Source organism: Kumtagia ephedrae, from assembly GCF_003012745.1.
Lineage (GTDB): Bacteria > Pseudomonadota > Alphaproteobacteria > Rhizobiales > Rhizobiaceae > Kumtagia > Kumtagia ephedrae.
The window spans coordinates 283,327-302,617 of the sequence record NZ_PXYK01000002.1 but is presented as its reverse complement, the minus strand read 5'-3'; the positions used below and the strand labels follow the sequence as shown (position 1 = coordinate 302,617).

Annotated in this window: 14 protein-coding genes and 2 pseudogenes; 7 read left to right on the top strand and 9 right to left on the bottom strand. The window is 65.8% G+C overall.

Going from position 1 to position 19,291, the window contains the following annotated elements; genetic code table 11:
* Positions 1-224 precede the first annotated feature (224 nt).
* From C7I84_RS03165 to C7I84_RS03150, 4 genes and pseudogenes are all read right to left on the bottom strand, one after another.
* Positions 225-3,578 (bottom strand): annotated as a pseudogene (locus tag C7I84_RS03165) (TIGR02680 family protein); the annotation flags it as partial.
* A 5-nt stretch (positions 3,579-3,583) separates the two neighbouring features.
* Positions 3,584-4,864, bottom strand: a complete 1,281-nt coding sequence (locus C7I84_RS03160; protein WP_207770958.1) for a TIGR02678 family protein — start codon at positions 4,862-4,864, stop codon at positions 3,584-3,586.
* Positions 4,861-5,382, bottom strand: a pseudogene (locus C7I84_RS03155) (TIGR02677 family protein); the annotation flags it as partial. The pseudogene C7I84_RS03155 and the gene C7I84_RS03160, both read right to left, overlap by 4 nt.
* Before the next feature lie 286 nt (positions 5,383-5,668).
* Complete coding sequence (locus tag C7I84_RS03150; protein WP_106770698.1) at positions 5,669-6,232, bottom strand: TetR/AcrR family transcriptional regulator; 564 nt, start codon at positions 6,230-6,232, stop codon at positions 5,669-5,671.
* Between the two features lie 108 nt (positions 6,233-6,340).
* Between C7I84_RS03150 and C7I84_RS03145 the strand changes: the two genes are divergently transcribed.
* Positions 6,341-7,129, top strand: a complete 789-nt coding sequence (locus C7I84_RS03145) for an SDR family NAD(P)-dependent oxidoreductase (RefSeq protein WP_106770697.1) — start codon at positions 6,341-6,343, stop codon at positions 7,127-7,129.
* 257 nt (positions 7,130-7,386) lie between these two features.
* On the top strand, positions 7,387-8,388 hold the full coding sequence (locus tag C7I84_RS03140; protein ID WP_106770696.1) for an NADP-dependent oxidoreductase: 1,002 nt from the start codon (positions 7,387-7,389) through the stop codon (positions 8,386-8,388).
* Between the two features lie 135 nt (positions 8,389-8,523).
* Here the strand turns inward: C7I84_RS03140 and C7I84_RS03135 are convergent, their stop codons facing one another.
* The 3 genes from C7I84_RS03135 to C7I84_RS03125 form a co-directional block, all read right to left on the bottom strand.
* On the bottom strand, positions 8,524-8,949 hold the full coding sequence (locus C7I84_RS03135; protein WP_106770695.1) for a type II toxin-antitoxin system VapC family toxin: 426 nt from the start codon (positions 8,947-8,949) through the stop codon (positions 8,524-8,526).
* On the bottom strand, positions 8,949-9,191 hold the full coding sequence (locus C7I84_RS03130; RefSeq protein ID WP_106770694.1) for a type II toxin-antitoxin system Phd/YefM family antitoxin: 243 nt from the start codon (positions 9,189-9,191) through the stop codon (positions 8,949-8,951). Before C7I84_RS03130 ends, C7I84_RS03135 begins: the two co-directional genes overlap by 1 nt.
* Positions 9,192-9,383: 192 nt before the next feature.
* Positions 9,384-10,280: a LysR family transcriptional regulator gene (locus C7I84_RS03125; RefSeq protein ID WP_106770693.1), complete on the bottom strand. Its 897-nt coding sequence runs from the start codon at positions 10,278-10,280 to the stop codon at positions 9,384-9,386.
* 271 nt (positions 10,281-10,551) lie between these two features.
* Between C7I84_RS03125 and C7I84_RS03120 the strand changes: the two genes are divergently transcribed.
* Together C7I84_RS03120 and C7I84_RS03115 are read left to right on the top strand one after the other, a co-directional pair.
* Positions 10,552-11,286, top strand: coding sequence for an SDR family NAD(P)-dependent oxidoreductase (locus C7I84_RS03120; protein ID WP_106770692.1), 735 nt, complete (start codon positions 10,552-10,554; stop codon positions 11,284-11,286).
* 68 nt (positions 11,287-11,354) lie between these two features.
* Positions 11,355-11,957, top strand: coding sequence for an NADPH-dependent F420 reductase (locus C7I84_RS03115; protein ID WP_106770691.1), 603 nt, complete (start codon positions 11,355-11,357; stop codon positions 11,955-11,957).
* A 225-nt stretch (positions 11,958-12,182) separates the two neighbouring features.
* Here the strand turns inward: C7I84_RS03115 and C7I84_RS03110 are convergent, their stop codons facing one another.
* Positions 12,183-13,925 (bottom strand): extracellular solute-binding protein, encoded by a 1,743-nt coding sequence (locus C7I84_RS03110; protein WP_106770690.1) that lies wholly within the window; start codon positions 13,923-13,925, stop codon positions 12,183-12,185.
* Between the two features lie 353 nt (positions 13,926-14,278).
* Entirely contained in the window at positions 14,279-15,427 is a 1,149-nt protein-coding gene (locus C7I84_RS03105) for a substrate-binding domain-containing protein (protein WP_106770689.1), read from the bottom strand.
* Between the two features lie 474 nt (positions 15,428-15,901).
* Between C7I84_RS03105 and C7I84_RS03100 the strand changes: the two genes are divergently transcribed.
* The 3 genes from C7I84_RS03100 to C7I84_RS03090 are packed head-to-tail and all read left to right on the top strand — an operon-like array spanning position 15,902 to position 19,253.
* Positions 15,902-16,930, top strand: coding sequence for a thiamine pyrophosphate-dependent dehydrogenase E1 component subunit alpha (locus C7I84_RS03100; protein ID WP_106770688.1), 1,029 nt, complete (start codon positions 15,902-15,904; stop codon positions 16,928-16,930).
* The gene (locus tag C7I84_RS30500) at positions 16,918-17,907 is read left to right on the top strand and encodes an alpha-ketoacid dehydrogenase subunit beta (protein ID WP_106770687.1); all 990 of its coding nucleotides are present in this window, start codon (positions 16,918-16,920) and stop codon (positions 17,905-17,907) included. The genes C7I84_RS03100 and C7I84_RS30500 overlap by 13 nt, the downstream gene beginning before the upstream one ends.
* Positions 17,904-19,253, top strand: coding sequence for a dihydrolipoamide acetyltransferase family protein (locus tag C7I84_RS03090; protein ID WP_106770686.1), 1,350 nt, complete (start codon positions 17,904-17,906; stop codon positions 19,251-19,253). Before C7I84_RS30500 ends, C7I84_RS03090 begins: the two co-directional genes overlap by 4 nt.
* Positions 19,254-19,291: the final 38 nt, after the last annotated feature.

Below are 19,291 nucleotides of genomic sequence, written 5' to 3'. Positions count from 1 at the left end.
GAGGCCGACGGGCGCACCTTCCTCCTCGGCCAGCGGCTGCCGTACCAGGCGGTAACGCACGCCGGTGGAGGTGGGACGCTTGTGCAGTTCCCGATTGATGGCGTCGACCTGCTGTTCGGCGGCCTGCAGCAGGCGCTGGATCTCGGCGGCGATCTCGGCCTGCGATGGTTCTCCAGAACGGCCCGTTCCTTGGCGGTGAGCAGTTCGCCGCGCTGGCCGATCTCCTCGGCGAGGCGCCTGGCGAGGCGGTCCGGCCGTTCGCGCCGGTTCTGGTAGACGATGTCTACGCTGAAACCCCAGTCATTGTGGTCGGCCTGGGCCTGGTGGCCGAGCGCGCCGAGCGCGCGCTGCAGCTCGGTCAGTTCCTCCGATATCTGGCGCTGCACGCGTGCCCACGCGTCGTCGTCGTCCTTGAGGCCGGACAGTTCCTGCTCCGCCCGCCGCGCCAGCGTCAGTGCCGGGTCGATCGTCCACGCGCCGTCCTTGCCGGGCAGTTCGACATCCGGCAGCCCGGCCGACAGCAGGCCGGTGGCCGCGAACTGCTGGAGTTTCGATATTGCCTGGGCGCGCGCCTCGCCGCGCTGCTGAACGATGATGGTTGCCGTCTCGACCTGCTGGCCGGCGACCGCCCGCGCCTCGCCTCTGTTGCGCAGGGCCTCGCCGGCGGATTTCAATGCGGCCTCGCCGGATTCGACCGCCATGCGGGCCTCGGCCAGTTGCCGTTGCAATTCCTCGACCTTGGCGCCGACCGTCTCGCGCAGCACCTCGAACCGGGCGGCGGCGTCTTCCGCTTCGATGCGAGCCGCCGCCAGTTCCGCCTCGCGCTGCCGCACGTCGCCGCGCGCCTCGTCCTCGCGGATGCGCTGCCGCTGCCACTCGGGCAATGCCAGGCGCAACTCGTGGGCGGCTTGCTCGAGCCGCACCTGCGCATCGCGGAAGTGCTGCAGCGCGGTCTCGACGGCGGGCAACGCGTCGGGCGATTCCGGCAGGCGCAGATCGGCGGCATCCCAGGCTAGCTGTTTGCGAACCGCCTTGAGCGCCTGTTCGGCATCGCGGCACTTCATGTCGGCGTCGGCCAGCTTTTCGCCGGCCAGCCGAGCCTCGCGGGTACGTGCCGCGGCGGCCAGGTGCGCGCTACGCAGCGCCTCGTCGGCGGGCGCGTTCCGCAATTCCTCGTCGGCCTGCTGGCGATCCAGTGCTAGCTGCCCGGCCACGGCTTGCGCGGCCGCCAGTTCGCCGGAAAGCTGCGCCAGGCGCTCCGAAATCTCGGCCAGCCGCCGCGCGCGGGCGGCTGCCTGGGCGGCATGTCCGATGAAGACCACCGCCGGCTTGACCCAGGCGCCGGTGAGCGCGCCGAGGCGAAAGCGGCCATCCGGAGCAATCCAGGCCTCGGAGTCGACGGGGTCGTCGTCCGCGCAGGCGATGCCGGACAGCACCCGCTCGACGACGTCATCCGGCACATTGCAGCCGGCGGGCACGGTGGCATGCAGCCAGTCGGCGAGCGATGCAGAACATTTTTGCCGTTCCAGCACCTGTACGTCGAAGAGCGGCGCGCCATCGTCGCCGGCCTGGAGGCGGCCGTCCGGCGATATCCAGGCGTCGAGCAGCCCGGCAGCTTCGAGCGCCGCTTCGAGGCCGGCGCGCTGCGCGGGTGTCACCGCATCGCCAAAGTCCACCACCTGCCAGAATGGCGCGCCTTCAAGCGCTTGCCGGACCGAGGCGTCGCGCGTGTAGGGCAGGGGTGGCGCCATGTCGCCGCCGGCTTCCAGGCGCCTGCGTTCGTCTTCCAGCGCCTCGCGTTCCGCCTCCAGCGCCTGGCGCCGGCCGTCTAGCGCGACACGGCGCTCCGTCAGCGAGAGGCTGGCCGCCTGGTGCGCCGATTGCAGGAGGCGCCGCGCTGGGTCGTCGCCTTGCAACGCTGCCGCCCACTCCGCCAGGGCGGTCAGGGCCGCGAACTTGGCGTCCGGGTCGACTTGCAGTTGCTTCAGGCCGATGAAATGGCGATCCCAGTTTTCCACCAGGCTTCGCCCTTGCCGTTCGACCTCGGCGTCGGCCTGCGTGCGGCGCTCGGTCGCCTCTTCGGCTTCGAGCCGCCGCTCGTCCTGGATTTCGCGGCGCCGCGCATAAGATGCCTCGGCTTGCGCGACTTCGGCCTGGCGGCTGCGCAGCAGGGCGATCTGCTCGCGCCGTCCGGCGACAAGATTGCGAAGCTCGGCGTAGGCTTTGTCGAAAGCGGGCTGCGTCAACTCTACCAGCGCGGAAGCCGCCAAAGCGGCGAGCGGGCTTTCGGCATGCGGCCCGGCAATGCCTGCCGCGTCGGCGTGGCCCGCGCTTTCGCGGCGCAGTTCGGTCAAAACACGTTCCGCCTGCTGCATGCGCCGCTCGGCGCGTCCGGTTTCCTCGATGCTGAGCCCCAGCCGCCGGTCTCCCTCTTCGACCGCCAGGATGGCCTTCTGCATCGCCTGCCGGCGCGCCGCCGCATCCTTTTCCGCGCCTTCGAGGCGGTTGGCGTCCTGCATCGTCGGGTCGGAGCGCAGCGTGTCGAGCCGCGCACGTGCGCGTGCCAGCGCGATCTCGGCATCGTCGTGGGCGGCTCGGGCAAGCGCCTCCTGCGCCTGCGTCTCATCGAACCTGGCCTGGGCTTCGCCACGCGCCCGGCTGGCATTGTCGAACTCGGTCTGGGCCTGGCGCAGCAAGCGCGCCTGCCGGCGGGTCTGCGTGCCGGCATAGACGCGATAGCGGTCCTCGAAGCGGCTGACGGCCTTGGCCAAGGCCAGATACTCGTCGAGCTGGCGGCGGTCTTCCTCCAACTGGCCAAGCGCTTCGGCGACGTCGCCGAGCAAGCTGGGTCCAAGCGGCGGCAATGCCTCGGTCAGCGCATTCGAAAGGGCGGTTTCGTCGGGTTTCCTGGAAAGCTGCGGCTGGCGAAGCTGGATCAGCGTATCCATCAGCGCGTCGTAGCGCCTGATGCCCAGATGGAACAGCCGCTCGTCGACGGCTCGGCGGTAGCTGGCGGCGGTGTCGAATACCTGGCCGCGCCCTTCCGCCAGTGCCTCGCGCAGGCGCTCCCGGGTCAGCACCACGCGTTGGGCGCTCGTCAGCCACAGGTCCTGGTTGATGCGCGGCGCGCCGTCGGCGTCTTCGATCAGGAAGAACCAACTGTCGACCTGCGGACGGCCGGCCGTCGCGGAGAGGCCGACGCCGAGCGACAGATAGCGTGGCGTGCTGTCCTCGGCGATACGCCCGAACTCGATCCACGCATAGCCGCTGCGCCGGTCATAGCTGTTCATCAGCAGGTTCCAGGCCATCTTCTTGCCGCCGTCCCCGTCGGGCTCGACGCGCGAAGACTTGAGCTGCGCGTCGAGCAGCAGCGGCAGCGTCAGCGACAGCACCTTGGACTTGCCGGTGCCGTTGTTGCCGCGCAGCAGCAGATGGCCGTCACGGAACCAGAATTCCTCGCTGTCGTAGTGAAACAGCTCCACCAGGCCGAGGCGCAGGGGTTGCCAGCGTTCCCGCGCCGGTACCGGCAAGGCGGGTTTTCCCGGCTGTGCGGCGAATGGGATGAAGCGGTCGTTCATGTCGGTCAAAACAGGGAGCCGGTGGCCGCGGCCGGCACGGTGCGGGTTTCGCGGATTTGCGCCTCGCCCAGCGCGAAACGGGCAAGCGCGGGGAGCGGATAGACGGTGCCATCCTTCAGCACGGCGAGCTGCAGCTTCTCCAGCCGCTCGACGGCGATTGCCGCGAGTTCGCGTTCGCCGCCCGGCTCGCGCGCAGATTTGCGCCAGTAGCGGCCGTAGCTTGCCCTGGCCTCGCGCAGGAAGTCGATGATGTCGTGTTCCCGGATGCCGATCGGTTCCCGCGTTGCGTCGGCGCCATTCGATTTCCGTTGCCTTTGGCCTGCCGCCAGATGTTCGGCGACAAGCAGCGTGACATGCGCGTCGGTGCCTTCGGCGGGCATGGCGACATCGGTCAGCGCGCCCGCCTCGTCGACCAGCGCCAGCCCCTCGGCGCGCTGCTCCGCGACAAGGCCGGCGGCCTCGCACAGGCGGGCGGCCATCGTTCCGCGCTGGTTGAGGAAATAGGCGCGGGCTTCCGGGTCCAAAGTGTCGACATAAACCACCGGATCGTCGAGGAGTCGGCGCGCGAGCCGGTGGCGCAGCGCCGTGCGCCGGCCCTCCTCGCTGTCCGCGACATGCTCGTCGACCAGCGCATGCAACCGTTCGTCGAGCGTGGCCGGTGCTTCTTCCGGCGTCCACGTCGACGGGCCGCGCATCGCTGCCAGCATGCCGGCAAGCATGCGGCGCTGCACGTCGTAGAGCGCGTCGGCCTGGTCGCCTCCGGCCTGCACGAATGTTTCCTCGTCGCCGGCCACGCGGTGCAGCACGCCGAGGCCGAGCAAGATGCGGCACACCGATACGAGTTCGCGCCGCTCATGCTGCGCCTCGAGCGTGAAGCTGAAGTCGAGCCCCGGCTCGGCGGCGAGTTCCAGCAGCCTCTCACCCAGCAGGCGCAGCGTGATTTGCGGGTCGGCGCGCTCCAGCACCGCGCAGGCGAGGCACAGCAGCACGTAGCGGCGGCGGTCATAGCCAGGCAGACCGCGCATGGCGTCGGTCACCATTCCCGGACGCTTGAAGAGGCGCGCGCCCTCGCGCTCGACCTGCAATATCCCGCCCGTCTCGCGCGAAAACCACTCCCGCAGCGCTTCGGCCTGGCGGCGCACGGCGGCGAAATCCTCATGCGCGGGGCTCATCAATGGCGTCATCAGCAGGGCGCGCAGGCACTCGCGAAACTCCTCGCGCTGGAAGCGCTGCTGTTGCATGCTGATGCTGCGGCCGTCGCTGGAATTGTCGCGCACCGCTTTCACAAGGCGCCTCGCAGCGGCGTGATGGTGATCATATGGTCGCGCCCGGCGAACACGCCTCGCGGCGTATCGATCTTGGCGTGACTGTCGGCGGCGAGCGGCTTCAGGTGGATGTGCAGCAAGCCGTCGCCGGTCTGCCGTTCCACGGGCACTTCCGGTCCGGCCTGCTCGCTCAGCGCTTCTCCGAGCAGCCCCAGGAACAGGCCGAAGGAAGGCGTATCGAGCTCGCCCAGGTCCGAAAGGCGCGCGGTCCGGCCGGTGGCGAGGCGCCTGCGCGCCGCCTCGACCTGCTGCGATTCCTCGGCGATCTGGAGCGCCAGGAACGCCCGATCGCCGGCGCGGTCGCGCACCCGCGGCAACGGGCCGCGTGGGGCGGCCTCGCCGTATTCTCGCAGGCGCGGATGGATCGTGAGCGGTTCGGCGTCCGCCCAGGATGTAGTAGCCGGCGTTTCCTCGCCGGCGTCGGCGCTCAGCGAGAAATGCCGTGCCGGATTGAGGGCGAAGGCGGCGCGCGCCAAGCGGTGCGCCTCGCTGCCTCCCCGATCCTTTCGAAAATGTTTTCGCTTTGTTCTCGCGTTCCGTCAAGACGACGTGTCATCGTTTAGCACAGGCGCCTATGGTAGCTTCAACTTCAAATCATGTTGACCTCCCCCGCTTTCACCGGCCGGGGTCTTCGCTACGAACGTCAGGACCAGGAGCAAGCTTCGCGGGCGTGGTGACGGTGTAGCTCGACGGTGACGCAGCCGCGAGCGAGCGCGCTGTAGCGAAGCGAGCGGCTGTGCGACGGCAGGACAAGCCAGCCGGGGGCTAACTGGCCGACACTCGGCTGATGCCGGCATCGATCCAGGCGCGCGTCTCTTCCAGGATCTCGTCCGAAAGCGCGCGATCGTCGATCGCCCGGGCGAGGATCACTGCCCCCACCATCGCCGCCCAGCTTCCTATCGCCGCCCGGCGCCTGTCTGCTGGATCCAAGTCCGGGAGCGCCTCGCTGATACGGTCGATCTGCGATCGAAGGCCTTCCGTCATGGCCGAGCGTGCAGCCGGGGTCTGATGGCGGATAGCCGCGGCAAGGCCTGCTGTCGGGCAACCGCCGGCGGCGTTGTCGCGATGGCGGGGCGCAAGATACGCATCCAGATAAGCGCGAAGGTCACCCGCTCCGGCCGAGTCCGCGGCGAGGACATGGGCAAGTGTCTGCGCGATCAGGTCGTCCTTGGAGTTGAAGTGACCATAGAAGCCGCCATGGGTGAGCCCGGCGGCCTTCATCACCTCCGCCACGCTGACCGCGTCGAAACCCTTGTCGCGGAACAGCCGGCTGGCCGCGTCCAGGATCCGGCGACGATTTTCCGCCATCTGCTCTCGACTGACCTTCATTCCAAAATTCTCCGTCGGCTCCATTGACATTTACATGATGGCTATCATATTTATTCAATCATGATGATCGTCATGAATATAAGTTGGATCGAAAGAGAGAGCAATCCCATGACTGCCATTCCGTCAGTCCTCGTCACCGGCGCCTCCACCGGCATCGGCGCGACCTATGCCGAGCGCTTCGCCCGCCGTGGCCATGACCTGGTGCTGGTCGCCCGCGACAAGGCGCGAATGGAAGCCTTGGCAGCCCGCTTGCGCCAGGAAAATGGCGTGGCTGTCGATATCATTCAGGCTGATCTCACCAAGGCCGACGAGCTTGCAACGGTGGAGGCGCGGCTGCGCGACGACGCCCGCATCGGGATTCTCGTCAACAATGCCGGAACCGCCCTCGGCGGAAGCTTCATCGAGCAGAGCACCGACGACGTCGCGCGGCTGGTGGCGCTCAACACGACAGCACTTCTGCGGCTGGCCAGCGCCATCGCCCCGCGTCTTGCGAAGGCCGGCGAAGGGGCGATCGTCAACGTCGGCTCCGTGGTTGGCCTGGCGCCGGAATTCGGCATGACGGTCTACGGTGCAACCAAGGCCTTCGTGTTGTTCCTGTCGCAGGGACTCAGCCTCGAGCTCGGGCCGAAGGGCGTCTACGTCCAGGCCGTGCTTCCCGCCACGACGCGAACGGAGATCTGGCAACGCGCCGGCGCCGACGTCAACACGCTTTCCAACGTGATGGAGGTGGACGATCTGGTTGATGCGGCCCTGGTCGGCTTCGACCGCCGCGAACCGGTGACCATCCCGCCGCTTCCCGACGCCGGGCAATGGGACGCGCTCCAGGCCGCGCGCCAGGCCATGCTTCCGAACTATCGGAACGAACATCCCGCCGAGCGGTACCGCACGATCGGCTGAGCGCGAACCAAGCCATTTCGATCAACGGCCCCGCCGGGATATGAGGCATCGAAGAGCAGCGCCCGCGCGGCCGCCATGCATGGTCGACCGCGGAACTCCTTCTCCTTGAAGATCATCGCGATGCATATCCTGAGCTATCCGTGCATGTCGCGTTCACCGTAGCCGCAGCGCTCCCGTCCTCGGGCAATGTTGGCGGACAACGCCTCGCCAGGCAGCAACTGCCCGGTCCTGAGCGAGCTATAGGAAAAGAAAACGCCGTGAGAGCCTTCATTGTAGACCGATACAAGAAGAAGGGCGCCCTGCGGCTTGGCGAGGTGCCGGAGCCGGCGCTGCGGGATGACGATGTCCTGGTCGAGATCCACGCAGCCGGGCTCAATCTTCTGGACTCGAAAGTCCGGGATGGAGAATTCAAGCTCATCCTGCCGTACCGCCCGCCGTTCGTCCTTGGGCACGACGTGGCCGGGATCGTGGTGCGGGTCGGGTCCGGAGTCCGGCAATTCAAGCCAGGCGATGAGGTCTATGCCCGGCCGCGCGACGGCCGGATCGGGACATTGGCGCAGTTCATTGCCATGAACGAAGCCGACGTGGCGCTGAAGCCCAAGAACCTCAGCATGGAGGAAGCGGCCTCGATCCCGCTGGTGGGGCTGACGGCCTGGCAGGTGCTGGTCGAGAGAGCCAAGCTGACGAAAGGGCAGAAGATTCTCATCCATGCCGGCTCCGGCGGCGTGGGGACATTCGCCATACAGTTGGCGAAGCATCTCGGCGCGACCGTCGCGACGACGACGAGTGCGGCGAATGCCGGGTTGGTCGAGAACCTCGGGGCCGACGTCGTCATCGACTACAAGGCGCGGGATTTCGAGAAAATCTTGTCCGGTTACGATGTCGTCCTCAACAGCCTGGATGGCGACACGCTTCGAAAATCCCTGGACGTGCTGAAGCCCGGCGGCAAGCTGATCTCGATCTCGGGTCCGCCGGATCCCGATTTCGCCAGGGAGCAAGGCCTGAACTGGTTCCTGCGGCAGGTCCTGCGCCTTCTGAGCTTCGGCATTCGGAGAAAAGCCAAAGGCCGGCGGGTCAGCTATTCGTTCCTGTTCATGCGCGTGAGCGGCGCGCAGTTGAGCCAGATTACATCGCTGATCGAAGCCGGCACCATTCGGCCCGTTATGGATCGGGTCTTCCCGTTCGAAGCGACCAATGAAGCCCTGGCCTACATCGAAACAGGACGGTCAAAAGGCAAGGTCGTCGTCAAGCTGAGGTGAAGGCGACGTCGCTTGGAAACCAGGGCGGACGCCGGATGGCGCGCTTCCATCGGCCTGTTTGAGGAAGCCATCATGAACCTCACGGCCGCCAGGCCGGTGGTCGCAGTCAACTACCGGGGCGTCGGGAGGCCCGCTTCATGTCAGCAATCGCGTCGGCACGCCGAGCGCCGGACCGGCCTCGCCGAGCTGCCGGTCGAGCGTGTGCACCGTGGCGCCATGCTCCGACGCAATGGCGAGATGCAGCGCATCTCCGGCCCGAAGCCCAAGCATGTGACGATCGGCAAACTTCGCCGCGGTCCGGAATTGCCCGCCCGTTACGCCGAGCACGGTGAAACTCTCGGCGACCAGCTTGTTGAACATGGCAAGTGCCGCAGCACGCTGTTCCAGGCTGATCCGGCTGGTCCGCAGCTTGATCGCCATGGCCGAAGACATCTCGGTGATGGTCCAGTCGCTGATCAGAAGCTGCGCCGCGTCCTGCTCCGCCAGCCAGGCTTGAACGCGCGGCGTCATTGCTTCATTGGAGAGCGCCGCGACGATCAGCGACGTGTCGAGATAAAGCATCAGTAGCGGTCGCCGTCGCGCATCGCTCGCACCAGATCAGCAGCGCTTTCAACCTGCGGCGGCATAATCGCCGTCAGAGACCGGAGCAGGGCCGCGTCGATTGGTTTGCGAGGCTTGGCCACGGCGGTGAGCCGTGCAACCGGCTTGCCGCGCCGAGTGATGTCGATTGAATCCCCTGCCTCGACCCGGTCGACCAACTCGCTCAGATGGGCCTTGGCGTCTGCCAGATTGATCGAATTCATGTCGCTTTCCTGACCATGTAGATGGTCATATAGCGTGTTCAGCATAAGAATTCCAGCGCCGGCCCGCTCAACGTGGAACCGTCAGTCGATTACCTCTCTGGACACAACATTCGCGGACTGAACGACGCCCAAGCGATCGCAGCTCGGCTTCCGACCGGATTACGGCAAGCCCCATCGGCGACCTGCCGGGCGTCAATCGCGCGATGTGGATAGTCCTGCGAGAAGCGGCGCGTACCCGGCGAGCCTGCGGGATACGAACTCGGTGAAGAGCCGCACGCGTTTCGTCTTGCGTGTCTCCCCCTGTGTGAGAAGCCAGAGCGTTCCATAGATGCGCAGGCCGGTGCCCGGCACCCTCACCAATAGGGGCTCGGCATCTCCGACGAAGCACGGCAGTCTCGTGATTCCGATCCCTTGCCGCGCAGCAACGATCTGCGCTTCGGCGTCCGGGGTCCTGAACGGAACCCCCGTGGTACGAACCTCACCCTCGCGGGCCCAGTCCGGGATTCCATCAGTATTTATGACGATCCGCCGGATGGGATCAGGCGCGCCCGCACGCCACGCGGCTAGTCGATCGCCAGACATGTAGACGCCGCCGAACAGCTCCGGTCCCTTCAGCCCGTGAAGATTGAGCGGCAGGGTCTTGCGATCCGAGACGATGCGAATCGCGACGTCGGCCTCTCGGTTGGTCAGATTCGCCACCTCGCCGGAGGACAAGATTTCCATCTCGATGTCCGGATGAAGACGCGCGAAATCGGCGAAGTCCGGCATGAGCAGATGTGTCGCGAGGAACGGTGGCAGCGTCACCCGCAGAAGCCCGCGCGCGCTCTGGTCGCGACCGAAGACGCGCGTCTCCAGCTGGTGCGACGACGCTTCCATCTCGGCCGCGAGCTCCAGGACCTCCTCGCCTGCAGCCGTCAGGCGGTAGCCCGAGGGCAGTTTTTCGAACATGTGCGCCCCAAGGCGCTCCTCGAGCTGAGCGATGCGTCGCAGCACCGTCGAGTGATTCACCCCGAGGCGCCCGGCGGCGGACCGCACCGAGCCTCCGCGCGCGACGGCAAGAAAGTAGCGAACGTCATCCCAGTCGATCATGGTGCAATCCCGCACCGCGGGGTGCGCCTTCTCAAAGCCCGTGCCTAACACATCAAACGCGGTGCGGGGGCATCATAGTTTTATTTCGACGAGCGCGGCCGAATTCCGAACAGCGGACATCGACCGCTGAAGCTGGCGTCAGTCGTGCAGCCGGATCGATTTCGCACCACCGATGTGCGCGCTTCCGCACTCAACGCCTGACTCCGGCGGACCCATGTTGAGGTTCTCGGGGGCGTCCCCGAAAGACCAAGGACGGAGCAAAGGATAAGTCATGGGAAAGCTTGAGGGTAAGGTTGCAGTCATCACGGGTGGATCGAGCGGCATGGCGCTGGCAAGCGCCAACCGGTTCGTTGAGGAGGGAGCCTATGTTTTCATCACGGGCCGGAGGCAGGAGGCGCTGGATGAGGCCGTCAAGCTGATCGGCCGGAACGTGACCGGCGTGCGCGGCGACGCGTCCAATCTCGACGACCTCGACCGCCTGTTCGACACGGTCAAGCGGGAAAAGGGCAGGATCGACATCCTGTATGCGAGCGCCGGCGTGGGCGCAGGCGTCCCGCTGGGTGAGATTACCGAGCAGCACTTCGATGCGACCTTCAACCTGAATGCGCGCGGCACGCTGTTTACGGTCCAGAAGGCGTTGCCGCTGTTCAACGACGGCGGATCGATCTTCATGACCGGGTCCGTTGCTTCGCTCAAAGGCTTTCCTGGTTACAGCGTGTATGCGGCGAGCAAGGCGACGTTGCACGCATTCGCACGCGGTTGGCTCAATGAGCTGAAGGGCAGGAATATCCGGGTGAACGTGCTGCACCCGGGGCCGATCGCCACACCGATGCAGGACCAGGTTCTCACCGCCGAAGCGAAGCAGATGTTCGAATCCCTGATCCCGCGTGGAACGATGGGTCTTCCTGAGGAAATCGCAGCGGCCGCGCTGTTTCTTGCGTCCGACGATTCGAGCTTCGTGAACGGGGTGGAACTGGCTGTCGACGGCGGCTTCTCGGCCATTTGAAATCGCGCCGGATCGCCGGAAGTGTTCGCGGCGGACGTTCACACATCAACACGGATCGGAGAAATATCATGAGCTATGCGATCATAGGATTCGGCAAGATAGGCCAGGCCCTCGCCCACGCCTTCGCCCGTAAGAACATCGACGTGACCGTCGCGAGCCGCCGGCCGCCCGAGGCGTTGGCGCCAGAGGCTCTGGCGATTGGACCCAGGGTCGTCGCCAAGTCGCTGCGCGATGCAATCGAGGCCGACACGATCATCCTGGCGGTCCCGTTCTGGGAGCACCGCGAGGTGGCGAAGGCCCTGCCGAACTGGGAAGGCAAGACGGTCATCGACGCGACGAACACGTTTGGCGTTCTTCCTGAAGAGCTGGACGGCCTCCCGTCCTCCGCCTTCGTCGCCAAGGCGTTCACCGGCGCAAGGCTCGTGAAAGGTTTCAATCACCTGGTTGCCGCCATCCTGGCTGCCGATCCGATCGTCGAGGGCGGGCACCGGGTCGTCTTTCTGTCTGGTGACGACGAGGACGCGATCGCTCCCGTGGCGGATTTGGCCAAACAGCTCGGGTTCGCACCCGTCAAGCTGGGAAAGCTCAACGAGGGTGGCGCGCTGGTGCACGCACGCGGCCGCACTTGGGGTCCGCTCATCTTCCAGGATTTGTTCAAGAAGGACCAGTAATCGATCCACGACCGTGTGATCGACGCCGAGACCTGGTCGCGCTAGCGATTTTCGCAGCGGATCGCGCGACGGCCGGTAGTCGGGTCGTGCCCCGCAACTTGATCGCCTTCGGCAAGGTTGGCAGTCGGCTCATTGCGATACTCGTTTCGGCCGTAGCGACCGGCTTGCCACTTCCTGAAAGCGGCGTCACCGGCGGCGCTGGAAGTGGAGAGCGACAGATGATGATCAGTAGTGGTCGGCGTCGCGCATCACCTTGTCGATTCGATTCTGGCTGCGCTCCAGCGCTTCGCGATCGGTCAGCTCGCCGTTGAGCGCTGCGAAGATTTCCTCGCCGAGGATGTGCTCGACCACCGCATATTCCGGAATCGGCGGGCGCTGCCATGTGTGCAGCTTGTTCTGCTTGGCCAGCCGGTCGGCGAAGCGCACGATCGGCGTCGTCGCCGCGGCTTCCGGGTCCGCGGTGACCGAGAAACGGGGTGCGACCGGAATGCCGTTCTTGACATGCTCCTTCATGGCGGCGGGCGAGGCCATCCACGAGATCGACTCGAATGCGAGCTTGGACCGCTCCGGCGGCAGGCCGGCGGGGATGGCAAGCAGGAAACCGCCGATAGGGCTGACCGTCGCACCCCCTGGTCCGTGCGGGTGCGGCAGGTATTCGACCTTGCGTTTCACCACGGAATGGATGTCGTATTCGAAGCGCGAGGCGCGCATGGTCCAGCAGTAGATCATTGCCGCGCGGCCCAGCATGAAGCAGTCGAGTGCGCGGTTCCAATCCATCAGCAGGATGTCGGGCGGCGAGATGGCGAGAAGCTGGCGCATGTAGTCGAGCGTGCGAAAGCCCTGCTCGCTCAGCACGCGCGGGCGGTACATTTCGCCGGTCATGTTGTTGTAGTCGAAGGCGACGCGCGACATCGGCGCATTGATCACCGGCACCCCGCAGCAGCCCATGAAGAACATGAAGGAGTGGGCGACCGGCATGCCTTTCGCCGCGTTCCACACGATTCCCTGCATGCCGCGTTTGGGGTTGTGCAGTGCCCGGCCGGCTTCCAGCACCTTGTCGAAGGTGGTGGGCGAATGCAGCTTGTGCTGCTCGAACAGATCCTTGCGCACGGCGAGCGTTTCGATCGTGGAATAGATCGGCACGCCGTATTGCTGCCCGCCCCAATGCCCGGTGTTCCAGATGTTGGGGTGGAAATCGAGAGGATTCAGGTTGCTGTCGCGCAGATACTCGCCGAGCGGCTGCACGATCCCGCCCTTTACCGCTTCGCCGAGCCAGGGGATGTTGATGCAGATGACGTCGTATTCGCTTTCCCTGCGCCGGGCGTTGCGGAAGAGCTCTTCGTGCAGCTCGGGCAACGCCAGAAGCTTGAAGTTCTTACGGGACGACAGCTTGCTGCGGAAATCCGACCACATGTTCCGCATGGCTTCGAAATAATTGTCGTCGTTGAGCAGGAAGCGCAGGTCCTGCGTCGGCGAATTGCGGTTCTCCATGATCTTCAGCGGCGGGATGATCTGGTCGACGATGTAGGAGCCGCCGAAATAGTAATCGTCGACGTTGGCATTGCCGGCACCCAGGCCGAAAGTCTCGGCGAGCAGCACCTTCACTTTCATCGCATAGGAAATGAAGTTCGATTTGAGCCGTTGGCTCGGCACGAGATTGTAGGATTTGCCGCCCGGATTTCGCTGCCTTTTCTCGATGTCGCCGTCCTCGATGAGGCGGTGGATGCGGCGCATCGCGCTGGCGAACGGGATTTGCGACACCAGGGCGAGAGAAGACATGGTGACGACGTCGCCGCGCAGATGGCTCTTCATCAGGAACAGGACGATGTTCCATACCGGATCCGGATCGGCATTCCGGAGCTTCTCGTCGTATGGTGTGCGGATGCGCTCGAGGAAATTGATTATGCGCAGCAGCTCATAGTCCGTCATGCGGTGCAACGTGTGATCCTCCGCAGGAAAAACTATCATCGTCTGCCTCCGTTATCACAAAGGCGGCCGGTACGCGTCTGGGCCGCTTGCCGTTCGGGTGCCTGATCGATCCGGGCCGGCGCGAAGCCCGCTATGTCTGCGCGACACCGCCCGCGAACCGGACCTTGCGGGCGGACGCCGGCTCGGACGCGCCGCGGGTCAGGCAATAGGAGCACTTCGGGGCACCCGGCCCCGAAATCGTCACGCTCGGGAGCCATCCGCGACAGCGAGGCCGAGGCGACGGCCGCCGCAGCCGGTGTCGCGCGGCCAACGGTGGGTTGGCCGGCTCCGGAATCTCGAAAGCCGGCCTCGAACCGGGCGCCGCCACCGTGCCGCGGCGACACCGGCTGTCCTCATTGCGGATAGTCGACCTTGAACGTCGTCGGATCGTAATCGGAGCCGAGCCCGGTCGACAGGATCAGATCGTTGGACCTGTCCAGCCGCGCATAGTCCTCGGCCCAGCGATCGGCCTTGACCGACGTGGTCTCGTCGCCCTTGGAGATCGAGATGTCCGAGTTCACCGCATAGATCTTCGGCACCGGCTTGCCGGCCAGAACGTCGAGCGCAACCTGTACCGCGACGCCGCCCATAGCCGGCGGATAGTCGAAGTTTAGCACCGGCACCTTGTGCTGCACGGCCTGCTTGATGCAGCCGTTGAGATCGGCGCAGGTGATCGGCGGAATCGTGCCGTCTTCCCACCCGGCCTCGACAAAGGCCTCGAGCGCACCCGATGCCTGGAGGCCCGAGTCCGACCACACGGCGTCGATGGCCTTGCCGTGCTTCTGCAGCAGTGCGGCCATCACCTGCTTGCCCTTGACCGGGCTCCACTCGGTGTACTGCATGTCGATGATCTTGATGTCCGGATATTCGGCGAAGACCTGCTTGGCGGCGGCGATGCGGATTTCCGCCGGGCTGGCGCCGGCGAGGCCGGGCAGCATGATGACATTGCCCTTGCCGTTGAGCTTTTCGACGATCCACTGCGCGTAGAGGCGGCCAAGCACCTGGTCGGACGCGGTGATGAATGAGACGAAATTGTCGGAAGTCACACGGCGGTCGACGAGCACGACCGGCACGCCCTGCGCCATTGCCTGGCTGACGATGGGATCGAGTTCCTGGGCGGTCGCCGGCGACACGATCAGCAGGTCGACGCCGCGCTGCAGGATGTCCTGCACGTCCGATACCTGCTTGGCCGCATCGTCGTTGGCGTCGGTGATGATCAGCTTGGAGATCTTGTCCTTGTTGTCGGCCGCCGCCTTCTGCACGGCATGCAGCAGGCCGACGCGCCAGACGTTGGAGATCGAGGCGTTCGAGAAGCCGATGACGTAGGGCCCGTCTTTCTTGAACTGCGACGTGTCGGAATACTGGATGTCGGTCGATGCCCACAGAATGGTGCGCGGCTTGCCGCTGTACCCCTCCTTGGCCTCCTGCGCGTGGCTCGTGCCAGCGACCGTGCCCGCGATCAGCACCGCGAGCAGGGCGCTCTTCGTCAACATGCCTTTCATCGTTTCCTCCCTTCGTGTTGTTCAAGTCGCCGCCGGCGATCCTTGCAGTTCATGCTCGGGACGGCCGCTGCCGTTCGGACAATCGAACACACCGCCGGACAAAGCCCGTCGCGCAGAGCGAACCAGAAGCAAGGAACGGGGAGGAATGTACGACGTGCCTCCGCGGGTAGGCCGTCAGCCTCCTCAAGCTGAAGCCCTTGCCCATGGCGCCGCCCGGTTATGCCGGGACCGGCAATTCTCCTCCTCATTCAGGGGCGATGCTAACACCGTCAAAACAGAGTGCAGTCCTGCGAATTCTCATTTTGAGAGTTTGTGCGATGCGAGGCCAGAGGCTCGAAGGCCCCCGTCCGTTCCCCGTCGCATCAGGTTTCCGGAGGCCGGGCTGGCCGGCAATCAATTATCCATTTTGAGAATATTGGGCCGTGTCTCCCCGGAACGACTTTGGCATGGTCGGGCCTCTAGGGTGGATCCACGATGACAAAGAAGAAAGATGGATCAGGCTCGCAAGGCCTGACAAACGACGATATCGGCGCCGATCTCAGACGCGAGATGTTTCGCCTCCAGGTTGAGATTCGCGACTGCGAGAAGCGCGCCAACGACCTGTTCTTCCAGAACCTGATCAAGGGCACGAGCCATCTGTCGCTCGGCCAGGAGGCGATCGCCGCCGGCATGGCGGTGGCCATGCGGCCTGGCGACAAGTCCTTCTGCACCTACCGCGGGCACGCCCACACGCTGGCGCGCGGCGTTCCCATGGAGAAGGTGCTGGGCGAGCTGATGCTGCGCGACAACGGCCTGATGCGCGGCAAGGGCGGATCGATGCACCTGACCTCGGTCGAGCACGGCGTGATGGGATCCTACGCCATCATCGGGGCGCACCTTCCGATTGCGTGCGGCGCCGCCTGGCGTGCGCAGTATCTGGGTGAGAGCGATGTATCGGTCTGCTTCTTCGGCGACGGCACGACGAATATCGGCGCCTTCCACGAGGCCCTCAACTTCGCCGCCATCTGGAAGCTGCCGGTCGTCTTCGTCTGCGAGAACAATCTCTACATGGAATACACGCCGATCGGCGACGTCACCGCGGTGGAGCATCCGGCAGCCGACCGCGCCTCCGCCTATGGGCTCGAGCGCATCGTCATCGACGGCAACGACGCGGATGCGGTCTATCGCACCGCACTGGCCGCTTTCGGCAAGGCGAGGGCGGGCGAGGGGCCGACGCTCATCGAGTGCATGACCTATCGCCATTCCGGCCATTCGCGCGCCGACCCGGCCAAATATCGTCCGGCCGGCGAGCTGGAGAAATGGCTGGAGAAGGATCCCGTAAAAATCTACCGCGCCCGCCTTCTCGAATTCGGCATAGCGGAGGAGGAGATCAAGGGCATCGAGGCTGAGAGCAAGCGCAAGGTCGAGGAAGCGACGGAGGCGTGCAAGGCGTCGCCCCCTGCGCCCGACGACATCCTCACCACCGACGTCTATGCCGATGGGGGCTGGTCATGGCGGAACTGACCTATCGCGACGCCGTGGCGCGCGGCATCGCGCAGGAAATGCAGCGCGACAACAACGTCGTGTTCCTCGGCGAGGACGTCGCCAAGGCCGGCGGCGTGTTCAAGGCCACGGTCGGCCTGTACGAGCAGTTCGGGCCGCTGCGCGTGCGCGACACGCCGATCTCCGAGCAGGCCATTCTCGGCGCCGCCATGGGCGCGGCGATGACTGGCCTGCGGCCGATCGCCGAGATCATGTTCGCCGATTTCGCGGCCGTATGCTTCGACTACATCGCCAACGAATTCCCCAAGCTGCGCTACATGACCAACGGCCAGCTCGGCTGCCCGCTGGTCGTTCGCACCGGCAACGGTGGCGGGGCACGGTTCGGCGCCCAGCATTCTCAGTCGATCGAGAACTGGACGATGATGATTCCTGGCCTGAAGGTCGTGGCGCCGTCGTCGCCGGTCGACGTCATCGGCCTGATGGCGGCGGCCGTGCGCGACGACAATCCGGTGATCTTCCACGAGCACAAGTCGCTCTATGCCATCAAGGGCGAGGTGCCGGACGGCGAGATCGTCGACACGCTCGGCACCGCAAAGATCCTGCGTCCCGGCAAGGATGCGACGATCCTGGCGCTGGCGCTGATGGTGCCGCGCGCATTGCAGGCGGCCGAGACGCTCGCCGCCGAGCACGGCATCGACTGCGAGGTCATCGACGTGCGCTCGCTGGTGCCTCTCGACACCAACACCATCCTCAACTCCGTCGCCAGGACCGGAAGGCTGTTCACGGTGGAGGAGAATCCGCGCCTGTGCGGCTGGGGCGCGGAGATCGCCTCCATCGTCGCCGACGAGGCGTTCTGGGACCTCGACGGGCCGATCGTGCGCATCACCACGCCGCACATCCCGCTGCCCGCCGCCGACCACCTCGAGGATTTGGCGCTGCCCGGCGCGCCGCGCATCGCCGAGCGGATCGCGCGCAGCATGAACGGATCGGCAAGATGAGCACCCAGGTCCTCATGCCGCAGCTCGGCGAGACCGTCGCCGAAGGCAAGATCCTGACCTGGTTCAAGTCGGAAGGCGCCGAGGTCCGGGAAGGCGACAACCTCTTCGAGATCGAGACCGACAAGGTCACGATGGAAGTGCAGTCGACCGCTGCCGGCAAGCTGTCCTCCATCCGCGTCCAGGCCGGCGAGGTCGCCAAGGTCGGTGCGGTGGTCGCCGTGATCGGCGGGGAGCGCGAGGCGGCCGCTACGCCGCGGATTTCCGCTCCGCAGCGGGCTGCGGCGCCATCCGCCGCACCTGCCGCCAATGGTCGGGCCACGCCTTCGCCGGCACCCGTTCCAACCATGCGCTCGCCGTTCGAGGAAGTCGCGACACCGGCGGAATCGTTCGGAAACGCGAAAGGCCCGCTCGGGCTGCGGCTGACCCCGCTGGCGCGCCGCCTCATCGCCCAGAACGGCCTCGATGCCGAAGCGATCGCCAGGCAGGTGTCGGCGGCCGGCGGTTCGAAGATATCCGAGAAGGACGTGCGGGCAGCTCTTGCCGCTCCTGCACCCGCCGACGCGCCGGACACGGGCGGGGCAGGCCCGGTCGTCTCTCCTCCGGCATCTCCGAAACCAGTGGCGATCGCTCCGTTGCCGGGCAGCGTCATGCAGCTCAATACCATCCGCAAGCGTACCGGCGAGCGGCTGGCGCAAAACTGGCAGACGATCCCGCACGTCTTCCAGGCGATCGAGGTGGATTACACCGTGGTCGAGACCGTGCGTGCGGCGCGCAAGGCCTCTTTCAAGGCGGAGACCGGCGTTTCCCTGACCTATCTGCCGTTCATCGCACGGGCGAGCTGCATCGCGCTGAAGGAGTTTCCGCAGGTCAACGCCCAATTCGACGGCAGCCAGCTTGCGCTCGCCTCCGAGGTCAATCTCGGCATTGCGGTGGACCTGTCGCACAACGGGCTGGTGGTGCCGGTCGTCCGCAGCGCCGACGATCTGACATTGCCTGGCCTGGCGAAGGCGATCGCGCGCCAGATCGACAATGCACGCACCGGCAAACTCACTGGAGACGACTTCGCCGGAGGCACCTATTCGATCAGCAACAACGGCGCGTTCGGCACGGCTTTCACCGCGCCGATCATCAACGCGCCGCAGGTGGCGATCCTGTCGACCGACGCGATCCGGCTCAAGCCCGCGGTGGTGGAGACCGAGCAGGGCGCGTTCGTCGCGCCGCGTCTGACGGGCATGGTCGGCCAGAGCTTTGATCATCGCGCCTTCGACGGGGCCTATTCCGCGGCGTTCCTGTCGCGGCTGAAGGCAATACTGGAAACCCGGGATTGGGCAGCCGAGTTCGCATAAGGCCCCGCTTCGACAAAGTGCATGGACTAGGCAGAGGA

What these genes read in the sequence shown, in the direction of transcription:
- C7I84_RS03135 (WP_106770695.1), bottom strand. Translation starts at nt 8,949, where the DNA reads ATGCTTTATCTCGACACGTCGCTGATCGTCGCGGCGCTCTCCAATGAA.
- C7I84_RS03120 (WP_106770692.1), top strand. Translation starts at nt 10,552, where the DNA reads ATGGGAAAGCTTGAGGGTAAGGTTGCAGTCATCACGGGTGGATCGAGC.
- C7I84_RS03130 (WP_106770694.1), bottom strand. Translation starts at nt 9,191, where the DNA reads ATGAATTCGATCAATCTGGCAGACGCCAAGGCCCATCTGAGCGAGTTG.
- C7I84_RS03125 (WP_106770693.1), bottom strand. Translation starts at nt 10,280, where the DNA reads ATGATCGACTGGGATGACGTTCGCTACTTTCTTGCCGTCGCGCGCGGA.
- C7I84_RS03115 (WP_106770691.1), top strand. Translation starts at nt 11,355, where the DNA reads ATGAGCTATGCGATCATAGGATTCGGCAAGATAGGCCAGGCCCTCGCC.
- C7I84_RS03090 (WP_106770686.1), top strand. Translation starts at nt 17,904, where the DNA reads ATGAGCACCCAGGTCCTCATGCCGCAGCTCGGCGAGACCGTCGCCGAA.
- C7I84_RS03105 (WP_106770689.1), bottom strand. Translation starts at nt 15,427, where the DNA reads ATGAAAGGCATGTTGACGAAGAGCGCCCTGCTCGCGGTGCTGATCGCG.
- C7I84_RS03150 (WP_106770698.1), bottom strand. Translation starts at nt 6,232, where the DNA reads ATGAAGGTCAGTCGAGAGCAGATGGCGGAAAATCGTCGCCGGATCCTG.
- C7I84_RS03145 (WP_106770697.1), top strand. Translation starts at nt 6,341, where the DNA reads ATGACTGCCATTCCGTCAGTCCTCGTCACCGGCGCCTCCACCGGCATC.
- C7I84_RS30500 (WP_106770687.1), top strand. Translation starts at nt 16,918, where the DNA reads ATGGCGGAACTGACCTATCGCGACGCCGTGGCGCGCGGCATCGCGCAG.
- C7I84_RS03100 (WP_106770688.1), top strand. Translation starts at nt 15,902, where the DNA reads ATGACAAAGAAGAAAGATGGATCAGGCTCGCAAGGCCTGACAAACGAC.
- C7I84_RS03110 (WP_106770690.1), bottom strand. Translation starts at nt 13,925, where the DNA reads ATGATAGTTTTTCCTGCGGAGGATCACACGTTGCACCGCATGACGGAC.